The 15146-nt window shown below is 72.8% G+C and carries 15 protein-coding genes and 1 pseudogene; 7 read left to right on the plus strand and 9 right to left on the minus strand.

Annotation, left to right across the window (positions count from 1 at the left end; all coding sequences use genetic code 11):
- Positions 1 to 21: 21 nt before the first annotated feature.
- From ABZ948_RS00190 to ABZ948_RS00200, 3 genes and pseudogenes are all read right to left on the minus strand, one after another.
- Complete coding sequence (locus ABZ948_RS00190) at positions 22 to 543, minus strand: cupin domain-containing protein (protein ID WP_359755838.1); 522 nt, start codon at positions 541 to 543, stop codon at positions 22 to 24.
- Between the two features lie 7 nt (positions 544 to 550).
- On the minus strand, positions 551 to 1765 hold the full coding sequence (locus ABZ948_RS00195) for a cytochrome P450 (RefSeq protein WP_359755839.1): 1215 nt from the start codon (positions 1763 to 1765) through the stop codon (positions 551 to 553).
- 1 nt (position 1766) lies between these two features.
- Positions 1767 to 2834 (minus strand): annotated as a pseudogene (locus ABZ948_RS00200) (type III polyketide synthase); the annotation flags it as partial.
- A gap of 171 nt (positions 2835 to 3005) precedes the next feature.
- Here ABZ948_RS00200 and ABZ948_RS00205 point away from each other — a divergent pair.
- On the plus strand, positions 3006 to 3662 hold the full coding sequence (locus ABZ948_RS00205; RefSeq protein WP_359755841.1) for a TenA family protein: 657 nt from the start codon (positions 3006 to 3008) through the stop codon (positions 3660 to 3662).
- 49 nt (positions 3663 to 3711) lie between these two features.
- Here ABZ948_RS00205 and ABZ948_RS00210 read toward each other — a convergent pair whose 3' ends face one another.
- From ABZ948_RS00210 to ABZ948_RS00230, 5 genes are all read right to left on the minus strand, one after another.
- Positions 3712 to 3948, minus strand: a complete 237-nt coding sequence (locus ABZ948_RS00210) for a DUF6213 family protein (protein ID WP_062931336.1) — start codon at positions 3946 to 3948, stop codon at positions 3712 to 3714.
- Between the two features lie 25 nt (positions 3949 to 3973).
- Entirely contained in the window at positions 3974 to 5359 is a 1386-nt protein-coding gene (locus tag ABZ948_RS00215; protein ID WP_359755842.1) for an NADP-dependent succinic semialdehyde dehydrogenase, read from the minus strand.
- A gap of 76 nt (positions 5360 to 5435) precedes the next feature.
- A complete protein-coding gene (locus ABZ948_RS00220; protein WP_359755843.1) occupies positions 5436 to 5894 on the minus strand; it encodes an NUDIX hydrolase in 459 nt (152 codons plus the stop codon).
- On the minus strand, positions 5891 to 7429 hold the full coding sequence (locus tag ABZ948_RS00225) for an ATP-dependent DNA ligase (protein ID WP_359755845.1): 1539 nt from the start codon (positions 7427 to 7429) through the stop codon (positions 5891 to 5893). Before ABZ948_RS00225 ends, ABZ948_RS00220 begins: the two co-directional genes overlap by 4 nt.
- 51 nt (positions 7430 to 7480) lie before the next feature.
- Positions 7481 to 8410 (minus strand): NAD(P)/FAD-dependent oxidoreductase, encoded by a 930-nt coding sequence (locus ABZ948_RS00230; RefSeq protein WP_359755846.1) that lies wholly within the window; start codon positions 8408 to 8410, stop codon positions 7481 to 7483.
- A gap of 78 nt (positions 8411 to 8488) precedes the next feature.
- Between ABZ948_RS00230 and ABZ948_RS00235 the strand changes: the two genes are divergently transcribed.
- From ABZ948_RS00235 to ABZ948_RS00260, 6 genes are all read left to right on the plus strand, one after another.
- Positions 8489 to 9061, plus strand: coding sequence for a helix-turn-helix domain-containing protein (locus ABZ948_RS00235; protein WP_359755848.1), 573 nt, complete (start codon positions 8489 to 8491; stop codon positions 9059 to 9061).
- A 119-nt stretch (positions 9062 to 9180) separates the two neighbouring features.
- Positions 9181 to 10146, plus strand: a complete 966-nt coding sequence (locus ABZ948_RS00240; protein WP_359755850.1) for an NADPH:quinone oxidoreductase family protein — start codon at positions 9181 to 9183, stop codon at positions 10144 to 10146.
- Entirely contained in the window at positions 10143 to 11360 is a 1218-nt protein-coding gene (locus ABZ948_RS00245; RefSeq protein WP_359755852.1) for an acyl-CoA dehydrogenase family protein, read from the plus strand. The genes ABZ948_RS00240 and ABZ948_RS00245 overlap by 4 nt, the downstream gene beginning before the upstream one ends.
- Positions 11339 to 12439, plus strand: a complete 1101-nt coding sequence (locus ABZ948_RS00250; protein WP_359755854.1) for an acyl-CoA dehydrogenase family protein — start codon at positions 11339 to 11341, stop codon at positions 12437 to 12439. Before ABZ948_RS00245 ends, ABZ948_RS00250 begins: the two co-directional genes overlap by 22 nt.
- Before the next feature lie 206 nt (positions 12440 to 12645).
- The gene (locus ABZ948_RS00255) at positions 12646 to 13509 is read left to right on the plus strand and encodes a phosphatidylinositol-specific phospholipase C/glycerophosphodiester phosphodiesterase family protein (RefSeq protein ID WP_359755856.1); all 864 of its coding nucleotides are present in this window, start codon (positions 12646 to 12648) and stop codon (positions 13507 to 13509) included.
- Between the two features lie 122 nt (positions 13510 to 13631).
- The gene (locus ABZ948_RS00260; protein ID WP_359755857.1) at positions 13632 to 13826 is read left to right on the plus strand and encodes a hypothetical protein; all 195 of its coding nucleotides are present in this window, start codon (positions 13632 to 13634) and stop codon (positions 13824 to 13826) included.
- 3 nt (positions 13827 to 13829) lie between these two features.
- Here ABZ948_RS00260 and ABZ948_RS00265 read toward each other — a convergent pair whose 3' ends face one another.
- Positions 13830 to 15071 (minus strand): phosphodiester glycosidase family protein, encoded by a 1242-nt coding sequence (locus ABZ948_RS00265; protein WP_359755859.1) that lies wholly within the window; start codon positions 15069 to 15071, stop codon positions 13830 to 13832.
- Positions 15072 to 15146: the final 75 nt, after the last annotated feature.

A 15146-nucleotide genomic window follows, 5' to 3' on the forward strand; every position in this document is an offset into this window, starting at 1 on the left:
TTCGGCGACGCCTGCCGGTCCTCACCGGTGTCTGAGAGGTGTCAGCTGTTCGATGTCGTAGCGGGCCCGCAGCTCCTGGATCGCCGCGTGGTCCGGCGGGCCCCCGCTCGCCAGGATCTCCAGCAGTTCCTCGAAGTACCGCTCGTGATCGGGCGGCGGGGACGCCTGGAAGAACATCTTGGCCGGGGTGTCCGTCGGGTTGGCGAACGCGTGCGGGCACCCCGGGGGCACGACGATCACCGTTCCCGGGGTCGCCCGCACCACCCGGTTGCCCGAAGTGGACTCCCACTTCTGCCAGTTGTCGGGGGTGCGCACCCGCGGCTCGAAGGCGAGGACATCCAGCTCGCCTTCGAGCACGTAGAACAACTCCTCGCTCCGGGTGTGCACATGCGCGCCGACGTCGAAGCCCGGGGGCACGACCACCTCGAAGGTGGAGGCTGTGCGCGAGTGCGTGCCGGTCACCTTGAAGGTCACGTGCTGGGCGGGGGCCTGGACGACCCGGCCGTGGCCCGGCGGGACGAGCAGGCCCTCCGTCGCCGTCATCGCCGGCTCACCACGTCACGGGCAGGGCCTCGGGCCCGCGGATCAGCGCGCCCTTCTTGAAGGGCACGTCCCCGGCCGGGACGGCGAGCCGCAGGCCCGGCACACCGTCGAGAAGCGCGTCGACCAGGAGTTCCGACTCCAGCCGGGCCAGCATGCCGCCCGGGCAGTAGTGCGGGCCGAAGCCGAACGAGACGTGCGGGTTCGGGCTGCGGGAGAAGTCGATGGTCTCCGGGTCGGGGAAGACGTCCGGGTCGCGGTTCGCCGCCAGGTACGACACGTAGATCGCGTCGCCCTCGCGGATCCGCACGCCCTGGACCTCCACGTCCTCCAGGGCGATCCGGGAGAGGCCCACCGCGTTGCGGTGCGGGATCCAGCGCAGGAGTTCGTCGATGGCCCGGGGGCGGATCTCCGGTTCGGCGCGCAGCCGCTCGGCGAGCTCGGGGCGGGTCAGCAGCACGTAGAACATCTGGCCGCTGTTGTTGGTGACCGCCTCACCGCCGATCTGGAGCAGGACCGCCAGGCCCACCGCCTCCTCCAGGGTGACCTCGCTCCGGCCCACGGCGGCGCCGAGCAGGGACGTGACGTCCTCGCCGGTGCTGCCCTCGCGCAGGCCGATCAGATCGGCGAAGTAGGCGCCCATCTCCTTCTTGGCCTTCTCGCTGACCTCGGCGCCGTGCGCGGAGGACAGGATCAGCTGGGTCCAGGTGTGCATGCCCTGCCGGTCGGCGGCCGGGACGCCCATCAGCTCGCAGATCACCGCGATGGGGAACGGGCCGAGCACGGCCTCGGTCAGATCGGCGGGCGGACCGTCCTGGAGCATCTCCTCGACCAGCTCCGCCAGCATGCGGCGGGACCGCTCGCGCACCCGCTCCACACCGCGCGCCGTGAACGCGGCGGCGACGCTGCGCCGCAGCCGGGTGTGGTCCGGCGGGTCCAGGAACCCGACCGCGCCGCGGGCCGGGATGAAGTGCGGGGCCAGTCGGGTGACCTGCCGGTCCATCACGGCCTCGCGGCTGAAGCGCGGGTCGTTGGTCACCAGCCGCACGTCGTCGTAGCGGGTGACCAGCCAGGCCCAGCCCTCGCCGTTGGGCAGCTTGATGCGGGTGACCGGGCCCTCGTCCATCAGCTCGCGCAGGACCGGGTCGAAGTCCGCGCCGGACAGGTCGAGCGCCGGCCAGTCCCGGACCGGGGGCAGGGTGTCGGTGATCGTCTCTTCGCTCATCTCACATCGTCTCGTCCGCGCGGTGCCAGCGGCCCAGGGCCATCTCGGCGGTGATACCGGGTCCGAACCCGGCGAGCAGCCCGCGCGCCCGGTGCTCCGGGCCGCCCTCCTCGAACAGCCGGCGCAGCGCGTCCAGGACGACGGCGCTGGCGATGTTGCCGTACTCGGTGAGCGTGGCCCGGCTGAAGCGGAAGGCGTGCGGGTCGACGTGCAGGAAGGTGCTGAGGTCGTCGAGGATGCGGGGCCCACCCGCGTGGACTATGTAGAAGTCCAGGTCGGAGGCGTCCCAGCCGTGCTCCCCGGCCAGATCCTTGAGCGCCGGGGCGAGCGGCTCCATGGTGGCCGGGACCCGCTTGTCCAGCAGGAAGTGGAAGCCGGTGGCCTTCACGTCGTACATGATCCACTCCTCGGTCTTGGGGATCAGGTACGAGCCGTTGCGCTCCAGGCTGACGCCCTCGCCGCCCCGGCCGCGGACCGCGACGGCGGCGATGCCGTCGCCGAACAGGCCGTTCGACAGCAGCGAGCCGACCCCGATGTCGGTGGGCTGGTAGCACAGCGAGCAGAACTCGCAGGCCACGATCAGCGCGTTGGCCTCGGGGTAGGCCGTGCAGAAGTCGTGGGCCCGGTTGATCGCCGCGCCGCCGGCCGCGCACCCGAGCTGGGCTATCGGCAGCTGCCGGGTGGTCGGGTCGAAGCCCATCTCGTTGATCAGCCAGGCCGTGAGCGAGGGCATCATGAAGCCCGTGCACGACACGTAGATGATCAGGTCCACATCGGTGGTGAGCAGCTCCGCGTCGTCCAGCGCCCGCTGGATGACGGCGGGCACCCGCGCCTTGGCCTCGGCCTCGTAGAGCTTGTTGCGCTCCTCGAACCCGGGATGCTTCAGGGTCTCCTCGATGGGCTGCACGATGCGCCGCGTGCGCACACCGGTGTTCTCGATGAGCCGGAGGGCCAGCGGCAGTTGGGGGTGGTCGGCGTGGCGCTCACGCGCCAGCTCCAGCGTCTCCTCCATCGTGATCACGTGCTCTGGAACGGACACCGAGGGTCTGCACAAAGTCGCCATGAACCGTGCCTGCTTTCGCCTCCCGGAAGGCCCTTCGCCCCCCGGTCAGAAGGTGGTTCACCTCAAGGGGTGGTCCACCCACGATCACCCGGTGGGACGCCGATCTCGCGCCGGACTACTCCGTCTCGGGGACGCCGTGCCAGGCTCGTACCGGGACCCCTCACGACGGAGGACGCGATGACGCACACGGCCAGGGACCTGCTGACGACGACCACGGCGACCCTCGCCCCGGACCCGGATGCCAACCCTTTGGTCCCCCGGATCGCCGCCGGCACGGCACCCCGGGCCGCCCTCGCCGCGCTCGCCCTGGAACAGACCTGGGTGATCCCCGCGGACCGCCGTGCGTTCGAGCACCTGGCCGTCCGCTCCGAGGGGACCGACCCCGAGGCGGCGGCCTTCTTCACGGCCCTCGCGCAGGGCGAGGCGCTGGCCGGGGAGCGGCTGGTCGCCTTCGCGCGGGCGTGCGATGCGCGGGAGGCGTCGTACGAGCCGCTTCCCGGCTGCCAGGCCTACCCCGCGTACGTGGCCTGGCTGGCGCTCAACGCCGCACCGGCGGACGTGGTCCTGGCCCTGACGGCCAACTTCTCGGCCTGGGGCGGATATTGCGCGACCATCGCCGCAGCGCTGCGCGAGCACTACGGCTTCACCGACGAGGCCTGCGCCTTCTTCGACTTCTTCGCGGAGCCGTCCCCGGAGCTGGACGAGATGGCGACAGTGGCGGTGCAGACGGCGCTGGACGCCAGGCGCCTCGACGAGAAACGAGCACACGAATACGGCCGCCTACTTCAGAACTACGAGGCGAGCTTCTGGTCGACGCTGGGGCAGCTTACTTAGGGGCGCGGGGAACTGCGCGATCAACCACAACGCACCCGCAGACGCACCGCTACGTCGCACCCCCACTGCTATGCGCGATACAAGCCACATCAATACGATCGGCCAGCTTCGCCAGCTCGATGGCCAACTCGGCCACCGTGTCCTCGTCGAGCCCCGACTCCCCGCCCTCCACCAGCCGCACCCATCGACCCCCCACGGTCCGCAACAGCTTGCTGACATCCGCCGCAGCCACCTGCAGGGTCCCGCGGTCGTCGACGATCAGAGGCAGAGTCACTTCGCGGTTCACAGACGGGATCGTAGCCGCGCAACACTCACGCACCGTGCCAAACGGTGGTGATGTTGCAGAACTCGCGGATTCCGTGCCCGGACAGCTCACGCCCGTACCCGGACCGCTTCACACCGCCGAACGGGAACGCCGGATGCGAGGCCGTCATCCCGTTGAAGAACACCCCTCCGGCCTCCAGGTCCCGGACGAACCGGTCCACCTCGTCCTCGTCCCGCGTCCACACGTTCGAACTCAGTCCGAACGGCGAGTCGTTCGCGATGAGCACGGCCTCGTCCAGGTCGGCCGCCCGGTACAGCGTGGCGACGGGCCCGAACGCCTCCTCCCGGTGGATCCGCATCTCCCGGGTGATGCCGGCGAGGACCGTCGGCGCGTAGTACCAGCCGGGCCCGTCCGGCCGTTCGCCACCGCACAGCACCTCCGCCCCGCCGCGCACCGCGTCGTCGACCAGTTCCTCCAGATCGCGCAGCCCCTGCTCGCTGGAGAGCGGCCCGACCTCGGTGTCCTCGGCCAGCGGGTCACCGACCTTCAGCGCCCTCATGCCCGCGGCGAACCGCTCGGCGAAGGCGTCGTAGACGTCGGCGTGCACGATGAACCGCTTCGCGGCGATGCAGGACTGCCCGGTGTTCTGCACCCGCGCGGTCACCGCGACCTTCGCGGCCCGGTCCAGATCGGCCGAGGGCATGACGACGAACGGGTCGCTGCCACCCAGCTCCAGCACCGTCTTCTTGATCATCTCCCCGGCGGTGGAGGCGACCGCACGCCCCGCCGGCTCGCTGCCGGTGAGCGTGGCGGCCTTGACGCGCTCGTCGCGCAGGATGTCGTCGACCGCGGCGGAGCCGATCAGCAGGGTCTGGAAGCAGCCCTCCGTGAAGCCCGCCCGGTGGAAGAGATCCTCCAGGTAGAGGGCGGTCTGAGGGACGTTCGAGGCGTGCTTGAGCAGGCCCACGTTCCCCGCCATCAGCGCGGGCGCGGCGAAACGGACCACCTGCCACAGCGGGAAGTTCCACGGCATGACCGCCAGCACCGGCCCCATCGGCCGGTAGCGCACCCGCACCCGCGAGGCGCCGGAGTCCTTCACGTCGGCGTCGGCGGGCTTCTCGTCGGCGAGCAGTTCCTCGGCGTGGTCGGCGTACCAGCGCATCGCCTTGGCGCACTTCGCCGCCTCGGCCCGGGCCTGCTGGATCGGCTTGCCCATCTCGGTGGTCAGCACGCGGGCGATGTCCTGCTGGTCCTCCTCCAGGAGGTCGGCGGCCCGGTGCAACAGCCGGGCCCGCTCGGCGAAGGTCGTCGTCCGGTACGTGCGGAACGTGGCCTCCGCGAGCTGGAGCCGGCGCTCGATCTCCTCCTCGCCCATGGCCTCGTACGTCTTGAGCGTCTCGCCGTTCGCCGGGTTCACCGTTGCGATGGGCATGGCTGACCTCCCTCGGAGCGGGCTGTGTCTCGACCTTCCCGCGCGGCGGGGCGGACCGCAACGCGGGAGCGTCTCCTCAGGGCGAGTGCTCCGCCAGGCGGTCGAGAAACGCCGCCTGTGCCTTGACGATCACCGCGCGGGCCCGGTCGATGCCGAACCACGCCACCCGGTCCAGTTCGGGGAACTCCTGGAGCTTCCCCGAGCGCGGCGGCCACTCCATCCGGAACGTGCCGGGCGCGATCGTCGCCGGGTCGAGGTCCGCCTCGACCGCCCAGGCCGTGACGATCTTGCCGCCCGTCTGCTGGACCTCGCCCAGGGCGATGGCCTCACCGTCGGGCGGAGGCAGCCCCAGTTCCTCCTCGAACTCGCGGCGGGCGGCCGCCCAGGGCGATTCGTCTGGCTCGTACTCGCCCTTGGGGAGGGTCCACGCCCCGGCGTCGCGGCGGGCGAAGAACGGGCCGCCCATGTGGCCGAGCAGCACTTCGAGGCCGTCGTCGGTGTGGTGGAAGAGCAGCAGCCCGGCACTGCGCTTCACGGGCTCACCTCCGGGTGCGCGGCCAGCAGCGTCTCGACCGTGTCGGCGTCCTCGGGGCGCTTGTCCTCGCGGTAGCGGACCACGCGGGCGAAGCGGAGGGTGACGCCGGCCGGGTAGCGGGTGGAGCGCTGCAGCCCGTCGTAGGCGATCTCCACCACGAGTTCCGGGCGGACGGTCACGACGTGGCCGTCGTCGTCGACGGCGAGCTGCCGGAGTCGTTCGGTCTGCCAGGTGAGCATCGCGTCGGTCATGCCCTTGAAGGTCTTGCCGAGCATGGCGAGGCCGCCGTCGGCGGTGCGGGCGCCGAGGTGCAGGTTGGAGAGCTTGCCGGTGCGGCGGCCGTGGCCCCACTCGGCGGCCAGGACGACCAGGTCGAGGGTGTGCACGGGCTTGACCTTGAGCCAGGAGGCGCCGCGCCGGCCCGCGCTGTAGGGGGCGTCGAGGGCCTTGGCCACGACACCTTCGTGACCGCGCTTCAGGGTCTCGGCGAGGAACTCCTCCGCCGTGGGCGTGCCGTCCGGGCCGGACACCAGGGTGCGCCGCACCCGCATCGGCTCGGGGACCAGACGGGCCAGTTCCGCGTGCCGCTCGGCGAACGGCAGGTCGAGCAGGTCGCGGCCGTCGACGGACAGCGCGTCGAAGAAGACGGGGGAGACCGGGACCGCGCGGGCGGCCGTCGTCACGTCCGTGCGGGAGCCCACGCGCCCTGCGGTCTCCTGGAACGAGCGGGGGCGTCCGCTCTCGTCGAAGGAGATCACCTCGCCGTCCAGGATGAACCGCTCGCCCCGCAACTCCCGCGCGGCGGCCGTCACTTCGGGCAGGCGGTCGGTGATGTCGTCGAGGGTGCGGGTGTAGAGGCGCACGGTGTCGCCGTCGCGGTGCACCTGCACACGGATGCCGTCCAGCTTCTCCTCGACCGCGCAGGCGCCGAGCTTGTCCACCGCCTCCGCCACCGAGGAGGCGCTGTGCGCCAGCATCGGCAGGACGGGGCGGCCGACGGTCAGGCGGAAGCGGTCGAGGGAGGCGGGGCCGTCCGCGAGCAGGGCCTCGGCGACCGTCTGGAGGGAGCCGGCGAGCATCACGGCCCGCCGTACGTCGGCGGAGGGCGCCCCGGTCGCCCGGGCCAGTCCCTCGACCGCGACGGCGTCCAGCGCGCCCTGTCGTACCTCGCCGGTGAGCAGCCCGAGCAGGAACCGCTGCTCGTCCTCGGTGGCGGCGCTCATCAACTCCCCGACCAGACGGGTGCGTTCCGCCTGGGAGCCGGGGCCGGAGACCTCGGCGAGCGCCGACAGCCGGGCGTCCACGTCCCGCACGGTCAGGCCCGGCTCGGCGGCCGGCTCGACCGGGCGGCTCAGCACCTTCCAGCCGACGCCGATCCGGCCCTGCGGCAGCCGTCCGGCCAGGTAGGGGATGACGATCGGCACGTCGTCCGCCTCGGCGTCCCGGAAGAGCTCCGCGAGCAGGGCCGTCTTCCGGGACCGCGCCGAGGTGGCGGCGACCTCCTGGGACACTCGGGCCAGCCGGTGCAGCAGCATGCAGCCATGGTGCACCGGAGGCGATGCCTCTACACCTGGGCTGCACCTCGGCTACCCCTGGGCGGCCGCGTCGAGGTCCGCCATCAGCAGATCCCCGACGATCGCCGACGCCGCCCGGTACCCGCCGCTCGCCGCGTGCACGACCTGCTCGGCGAAGCCGATGGCGTTGCCCGCGGCCCACACGCCCGGCACGCTCGTCAGGCCGTTCCCGTCGACCACCGGGTACGCGCCGAACGGCGTCTCGTGCAGCTCCGCCCCCAGCCGCTCCAGCAGGCCGGTCTGGGGCACCGGCCGCGGGGCGGTGAACAGCACCGAGCGGGCGTGCGTCGTGCCGTCCGCGAGCCGGACGCCGGTGAGCCGGTCGTCCTCGACCACCAGCCCGGCGACCTCCCCGGGCACCACGTCCACCCCGGCCGCGGCGAGCCGGCGCAGATCCTGGTCGGACAGCTCCTCCTCGGCGACCGTGTGCAGAAAGAGCCGCACGTCCTTCGACCACTGCGACACCATCAGCGCCTGGTGGACGCTCGCCGGGCTGGTCGCGAGCACCCCGAACGGCTGGTCGCGCACCTCCCAGCCGTGGCAGAACGGGCAGTGCAGCACGTCCCGGCCGAACCGCTCGGCGACCCCGGGGACGGCGGGCAGCTCGTCCTTCAGCCCGGTCGCGACCACCAGCCGCCGCGCCCGCACGGTCCGGCCACCGGCCAGCACCACGGAGAAGTCCTCGCCCTTCGCCACGTCCACCACCCGGTCCCGCGCCAGCTCCACGCCGTAGCGCGCGATCTCCTCCCGGCCGGCCGCGAGGAACTCGGCGGGCGGCATGCCGTCCCGCGACAGGTAGCCCTGCATGTGGGCGGCGGGGGCGTTGCGCGGCTCGCCCGCGTCGACGACGAGCGTGCGGTGCCGGGCCCGCCCCAGCACCAGCGCCGCGGACAGCCCCGCCGCGCCCCCGCCGACGACGACCACTGCGTACTTCTCGGTCATGGTGACCACCTCCGCCCCCGAGGTTCGCCCCGGCGGTACGGGATTGACAAACGCGTTTGCCGAACCTGCAATACGAGCATGACGACGGACGAGGTACTCGCGGGCGTGGGCCCCCGGCTGCGGCAGATGCGCAAGGAGCGGGAGGTGACCCTGGCGGCGCTCTCGGAGGCCACCGGCATCTCCGTCAGCACCCTGTCGCGACTGGAGTCGGGCCTGCGCAAACCCAGCCTGGAGCTGCTGCTGCCGATCGCGCGCGCCCACCAGGTGGCACTGGACGAGCTGGTCGGAGCGCCGCCGGCCGACGATCCACGGGTACGGTCGAAGCCGATCGTGATGGGCGGCCGCACCCTCTGGCCGCTCACCCGGCAGCCCGGCGGCCTCCAGGCCTACAAGGTGCTCGAACCCCAGCGCAGGCAGGAGCCGGACCCGCGCACCCACGAGGGCTACGAGTGGCTGTACGTGCTCTCCGGGAAGCTGCGCCTGGTGCTGGGCGAGCACGACGTGGTGCTCACGGCCGGGGAGGCCGCCGAGTTCGACACCCGGGTGCCGCACTGGTTCGGGTCGACGGGGGAGGGGCCCGTGGAGTTCCTCAGCCTGTTCGGGCCGCAGGGGGAGCGGATGCACGTGCGGGCGCGGCCGAAGCGGTCGTGACGCACGCGATACCGGTGGGCGGGACTCTTCCCTCGAAGACGGTTCCCTGATCGGCAAGCGACCGCTTAGTATGCGAACCGACCCCGGTCAGACGAAGCAGTCCCCCGTGGAGGCACCGCATGCAGGCATGGCACGTGCACGAGAACGGCGAGCCGAGCGAGGTGATGCGGCTCGAGGAGACCGAGCCGCCCACGCCCGGCGACGGCCAGGTCCTGCTGAAGGTGCGCGCCGCGAACATCAACTTCCCCGACGCCCTGCTGTGCCGGGGGCAGTACCAGGTCAGGCCGCCGCTGCCGTTCACCCCGGGCGTGGAGATCTGCGGCGAGACCGAGGACGGCCGCCGCGTCATCGCCAACCCGGCGCTGCCGCACGGCGGCTTCGCCGAGTACGCCGTCGCGGACTCCGCCGCCCTGCTGCCCGCGCCGGACGCCCTGGACGACGCGGAGGCCGCCGCCCTGCACATCGGCTACCAGACCGGCTGGTTCGGACTGCACCGGCGGGCCGCCCTGCAGGCCGGGGAGACCCTGCTCGTCCACGCTGCCGCAGGAGGGGTCGGCAGCGCGGCCGTGCAGCTCGGGAAGGCCGCCGGCGCCACCGTCATCGGTGTCGTCGGCGGCTCCGGGAAGGCGGCTGTCGCCAAGGAACTGGGCTGTGACGTGGTCATCGACCGGCGCGCCGAGGACGTCGTCGCCGCCGTGAAGGAGGCCACCGGCGGCCGGGGCGCCGACGTGATCTACGACCCCGTCGGCGGCGAGGCCTACGCCCAGTCCGCCAAGGTCGTCGCCTTCGAAGGCCGGATCGTCGTCGTCGGCTTCGCCAGCGGCTCGATCCCCAGCCCGGGCCTGAACCACGCCCTGGTGAAGAACTACTCGATCCTGGGCCTGCACTGGGGCCTGTACAACACCAAGGACCCGAAGCTGGTCCGGCACTGCCACGAGCGGCTCACCGAGCTGGCCGCCCGGGGCGCCATCAAGCCGCTGGTCAGCGAGCGCGTGCCGCTCGGCGGTGCCGCCGACGCCGTGCAGAAGGTCGCGGACGGCCGTACCACCGGCCGGGTCGCCGTCGTCCTGGAGGGAGCAGCATGACCGACGCCGAGGAACTGCGCCGCCGCACCCGGGAGTTGCTGGCCGCGCACCCGCCGGCCTCGACCGACCGCCTGGACTTCCTCCGGGCCCGCTTCGACGCCGGACTCGCCTGGGTGCACTACCCCGAGGGGCTCGGCGGACTCGGTGCGCCCCGCTCCCTGCAGGCCGTCGTGGACGCCGAGCTGGAGGCGGCCGGCGCCCCCGGCAACGACCCGCGCCGCATCGGCATCGGCCTCGGCATGGCCGCCCCGACCATTCTGGGCTTCGGCACCGAGGAGCAGAAGCGGCGGTTCCTCAGGCCGCTGTGGACGGGGGAGGAGGTCTGGTGCCAGCTGTTCAGCGAGCCCGGCGCCGGATCCGACCTCGCCGCGCTCGGCACCCGGGCCGTCCGCGAGGGTGGGGGCACCTCCCGCTCGAGCGAAGCCGAGAGTGGGGGAGACTGGGTGGTCAACGGGCAGAAGGTCTGGACGTCCAGCGCCCATGTCGCCCGCTGGGCGATCCTCATCGCCCGCACCGACCCGGACGTGCCCAAGCACCGCGGCATCACGTACTTCGTGTGCGACATGACCGACCCGGGCGTCGAGGTGCGCCCGCTGCGGCAGATCACCGGCGAGGCCGAGTTCAACGAGGTGTTCCTCACCGACGTCCGCATCCCGGACACACACCGCCTCGGCGCGGTCGGCGAGGGCTGGAAGGTCGCCCAGACCACGCTCAACAACGAGCGCGTGGCCATCGGCGGCATGCGGCTGCCCCGTGAGGGCGGCATGATCGGCCCCGTCTCGAAGACCTGGCGCGAGCGCCCCGAGCTGCGCACCCACGACCTGCACCAGCGGCTGCTGAAGCTGTGGGTGGAGTCCGAGGTCTCCCGCCTCACCGCCGAGCGGCTGCGCCAGCAGCTCGTCGCGGGCCAGCCGGGCCCCGAAGGCGCCGGCATGAAACTCGCCTTCGCCCGCCTCAACCAGGAGATCAGCGGTCTGGAGGTGGAACTCCTCGGCGAGGAGGGCCTGTTGTACGACGACTGGACCATGCGGCGCCCGGAGCTGGTCGACTTCACCGGCCGCGAGGCCGGCTACCGCTACCTGCGTTCCAAGGGCAACAGCATCGAGGGCGGGACGAGTGAGGTCCTGCTCAACATCGTCGCCGAGCGGGTCCTCGGCCTGCCCGCCGAGCCGCGCACCGACAAGGACGTCGCATGGAAGGACCTGGCCCGGTGAAGAACGAGCGCGACCTGTTGTACTCGGAAGAGGAAGAGGCGCTGCGCGCCGCCGTCCGCGACCTGCTCGCCGACCAGTGCGACGCGCCCGGCGTCATCGCCCGCACCGAGTCCGGCGCCCCGCACCACCTGGCGCTGTGGAAGACCCTCACCGACGGCATGGGCCTCGCGGGCCTGCTGGTGCCCGAGGAACTGGGCGGCCAGGGCGCCACCCACCGGGAAGCCGCCGTGGTGCTTGAGGAACTGGGCCGTGCGGTGGCGCCCGTGCCGTACCTGACGAGCGCGGTCGTCGCCACCGAGGCACTGCTCGCCTGCGGCACCGACGACCTGCTCCGCGAGCTGGCGTCCGGGACGTCGATCGGCGTGCTCGCGGTCGCCCTCAACGTGGCACCGGGCGCCGCCCACAAGCTCGTCCGGCACGACGACGGCGTACTGAGCGGCGAACTCACCGGCATCGCGGACGCGGCCGTCGCGGACGTGCTGCTCGTGCCCGCCGACGACGGCGGCCTGTACGCGGTCGATGCCACCACCGCGACCGTCACGCCCCAGACGTCCCTGGACCTGACCCGGCCGCTCGCGACCGTCACCCTGGACGGGGTCCCGGGCCGTCTCCTCGGCGACGCCGAGCCCGCCGTCCGCAGGGCTCTGCGCGCCGGCGCCGGGCTGCTCGCCTCCGAGCAGTTCGGCCTGGCCGACCGGTCGTTGACGGAGACCGTCCGCTATCTGAAGGAGCGCAAGCAGTTCAACCGGCCCGTCGGCGGCTTCCAGGCGCTCAAGCACCGGCTGGCCCAGCTGTGGCTGGAGTCCGTCAACCTCCGCGCGGCCGCCCGCAACGCCGCCGACGCCCTGGCCACCGGCGAGGACGTCGACGTGGCCGTCACCGTCGCCCAGGCCTACGCGGCGCGGGTGGCCGTCCACGCCGCCGAGGAGGCCCTGCAACTGCACGGCGGCCTCGGCATGACCTGGGAGCACTCGGCGCACCTGTACCTCAAGCGCGCCAAGGCCGACTCCCTCGCCTACGGCACCGCCGGCGCCCACCGGGAGGCACTGGCCGCACTGGTCGACCTCCAAGCCCCCTGACGTACACCGGGCCGACACCCGGCGACAGCCCGCGGAAGACCCGGAAAAGCCCGTCCCACCTGGGGCGGGCTTTTCCGTGCACCCCGGCCGGGTGAAGTGAACGCACGGCGGCAGTCCGGCCAACTCCGCGCGCGGGCCTGCTTCTTGTGCCGGTCGGGAGCCCATACTCGCAGGGTTCCCGTACGGCACTTCCAGGGAGGCAGAGCATGGCCCTCACCACCCGTCGCAGAGCCCTCACCACCCTCGGCGCCGCCTTCGCGGGCGCGGCCGCCCTGCCGGCCGCCGACGCGTCGGCCGGTGAACGACGGCACGGGCCCCGCCCGTTGTGGCGCGCCCACGCCCACAACGACTACGAGCACCCGCGCCCGCTGTTCGACGCCCTCGACCACCGCTTCGGCAGCGTCGAAGCCGACATCTACCTCGTCGGCGACCAGCTGCTCGTCGCCCACGACCCGGAGGACCTCGACCCCGCCCGCACCCTCGAGTCCCTCTACCTCGACCCGCTCGCCGCCCGCGTCCGAGCCAACCGGGGTTCCGTGTACCGGGGGTACCGGGGCTCGCTGCAACTGCTCATCGACATCAAGACCGAGGGCTCGTCGACGTACCGCGAACTCGACCGCCATCTGCGCCGCTACCGGCACCTGTTCACCACCTACGCCCACGGCCGCGTCCACCGCGGGCCGGTCACCGCCATGATCTCCGGCGACCGGGCGGCCCGCGCCCCCATGGAGGCCCAGTCCGTCCGGCGCGCCTTCTACGACGGCCGCCTCGCCGACCTCGGCGGCCAGGCACCGGCCTCCTTCATCCCGCTGATCAGCGACAACTGGACGCTCAACTTCACCTGGCGGGGCGTGGGCGCCTTCCCCGACGCCGAGCGGCAGAAGCTGCGGGGCATCGTCGCGGCCGCCCACCGGCGAGGCCAGAAGGTGAGGTTCTGGGCGACCCCGGACCTGGCCGGACCCGCCCGGGACGCCCTGTGGTCCGAACTGCTCGCCGCGGACGTCGACCACCTCAACACCGACGACCTCGCCGGCCTGGAGGCGTTCCTCGACGCCCGCCGGACGGTGTAGGCCCCCGGGAGGACACCACACGTTCGGCGGACAGGTCAGCCGCACGGACGAACCCTCCGCTACGCCACACTTGCGGCCGAACGCCGTGAACCGGACAAGGCGGCGTGGCGGAGGAGTCGACGATGGCCATTTCCATCTCTGTGGTGCTGCTGCTCGTGATCCTGGCGGTGATCTTCCTGCGCAACGGCGGGCTGAAGGTCTCCCACGCGCTGGTCTGCCTGCTGCTCGGCTTCTACCTGGCCAGCACCAGCATCGCCCCGACCATCCACAGCGGCCTCACGGCGACGGCGGAGATCGTGAGCGGTCTGCGGCCCTGAGGCTCAGGCCCCCGAGAACACGCCGATGCCGTTCGGGACGGCCCGTTCGGCGCCGCCGCTCGGGTGGTTGCGCACGGAGACGGTGCTCGCGCCCGGCTTCCGGGCGACCAGCGTCGACGACCCGCCGCCGTCCAGGCTGAAGGCGTCGTCCGAGCCCAGCTTCCGCATGGTCCCCGCCACTTCGGCGATCGTCAGGCCGGTGCGGTAGGCGGCGGCGCCGTCCAGCGCGAGCAGCAGCACGCGCCGCCCGCCGTCGGCGATCCCCACGGCCGTGCGGACCGCCGAGGTCGTGTCGTCGAGCCCCGGCAGCGCCCGGCCGCCCGTGAGGACCGGGTAGCCGCCGAGGGCGAGGCGGTACGGGGTGCCGCCGGTGGCCGCCACGAGAGCGTGCTCGACCTCGACCGACTCACCGGTGGAGAACTTCCGCAGCTGCTGGGCGCCCGCCTCCCGTCCGACCAGCACGGTCGTCCCCGCGGCGATCGGACCGCTGCCCGGGGTGTCGGCGGCCGACACCACCTTGCCGTCGCGGACCGTCACCTCGTAGGTGTCCGTGCTGCACGGCGCCGCGCGGTCCGTGTCCGTGCCGCACGTGGCGCGCACCCGGGAGGCGCCGCCCCAGTCGGAGGTGAACGCGCCGACGGAACCCACCGGCAGCGCGTACTGGTTGAGCCCGCCGAGCGGCAGTTGCGTCTCGGACGTGCGCACCGAGCCCTCCAGGGCCAGCCGGTCCAGCCGGGCCCGCCCGTCGGTGCCGACACCGAACACGTCCTCGGTGGACGTGCCGGGCGGCAGCGCCGGCCCGAAACGCTGGCCGTTCGGCACGGCCGCCTTGAGCGACCGCCCGGCCGCGATCGCCGGGCCCACACTCGCGCCGGTCGCCTCCACGCCCGGGTGCTGCGTCTCGCTGATGTTGAAGAAGTCGCCGTTGACCCCGGCGACCGCCCCCTGCGCGTCGGCCATCCGCGAGACCTGCGCGCGCGAGGCCACCGCCCCGGGATACAGCAGCTCGACCCGCACGTTCGGATGAGCCAGGTCGACGCTCAGCACGTGCGCGTGCGTCACCCCCTTGGCCGCCTTGATGTCGAATTCCTGGTACGTGACGCCCGGCGCGACCCGGACGCCCTTCTGGACGGCGCCGGCCGGTGCCGCCCCCGCCAGGCCCGCACCGGCCAGTGCTCCGAACGCCGCGAGGAAGGCCAGTACCGCTCTGCCCGCTCCCCGCCGTGTGTGACGACCTGTCACCATGCCCCCTGATGTCTCGTCAACCGTCCCGATGTCAGGGGCAGTGCACCAGACCCCGGGGGCCGGCAGGGGGCCTCG

Origin of the sequence: Streptomyces olindensis (assembly GCF_040645895.1) — a bacterium.
GTDB lineage: Bacteria > Actinomycetota > Actinomycetes > Streptomycetales > Streptomycetaceae > Streptomyces > Streptomyces olindensis.

Bases quoted from the DNA above. Each gene is read 5' to 3' on its own strand.
- ABZ948_RS00260 (WP_359755857.1), top strand. From the start codon at position 13,632: ATGGCCATTTCCATCTCTGTGGTGCTGCTGCTCGTGATCCTGGCGGTG.
- ABZ948_RS00190 (WP_359755838.1), bottom strand. From the start codon at position 543: ATGACGGCGACGGAGGGCCTGCTCGTCCCGCCGGGCCACGGCCGGGTC.
- ABZ948_RS00250 (WP_359755854.1), top strand. From the start codon at position 11,339: ATGGAAGGACCTGGCCCGGTGAAGAACGAGCGCGACCTGTTGTACTCG.
- ABZ948_RS00230 (WP_359755846.1), bottom strand. From the start codon at position 8,410: ATGACCGAGAAGTACGCAGTGGTCGTCGTCGGCGGGGGCGCGGCGGGG.
- ABZ948_RS00240 (WP_359755850.1), top strand. From the start codon at position 9,181: ATGCAGGCATGGCACGTGCACGAGAACGGCGAGCCGAGCGAGGTGATG.
- ABZ948_RS00265 (WP_359755859.1), bottom strand. From the start codon at position 15,071: ATGGTGACAGGTCGTCACACACGGCGGGGAGCGGGCAGAGCGGTACTG.
- ABZ948_RS00245 (WP_359755852.1), top strand. From the start codon at position 10,143: ATGACCGACGCCGAGGAACTGCGCCGCCGCACCCGGGAGTTGCTGGCC.
- ABZ948_RS00225 (WP_359755845.1), bottom strand. From the start codon at position 7,429: ATGCTGCTGCACCGGCTGGCCCGAGTGTCCCAGGAGGTCGCCGCCACC.
- ABZ948_RS00215 (WP_359755842.1), bottom strand. From the start codon at position 5,359: ATGCCCATCGCAACGGTGAACCCGGCGAACGGCGAGACGCTCAAGACG.
- ABZ948_RS00195 (WP_359755839.1), bottom strand. From the start codon at position 1,765: ATGAGCGAAGAGACGATCACCGACACCCTGCCCCCGGTCCGGGACTGG.
- ABZ948_RS00235 (WP_359755848.1), top strand. From the start codon at position 8,489: ATGACGACGGACGAGGTACTCGCGGGCGTGGGCCCCCGGCTGCGGCAG.
- ABZ948_RS00255 (WP_359755856.1), top strand. From the start codon at position 12,646: ATGGCCCTCACCACCCGTCGCAGAGCCCTCACCACCCTCGGCGCCGCC.
- ABZ948_RS00205 (WP_359755841.1), top strand. From the start codon at position 3,006: ATGACGCACACGGCCAGGGACCTGCTGACGACGACCACGGCGACCCTC.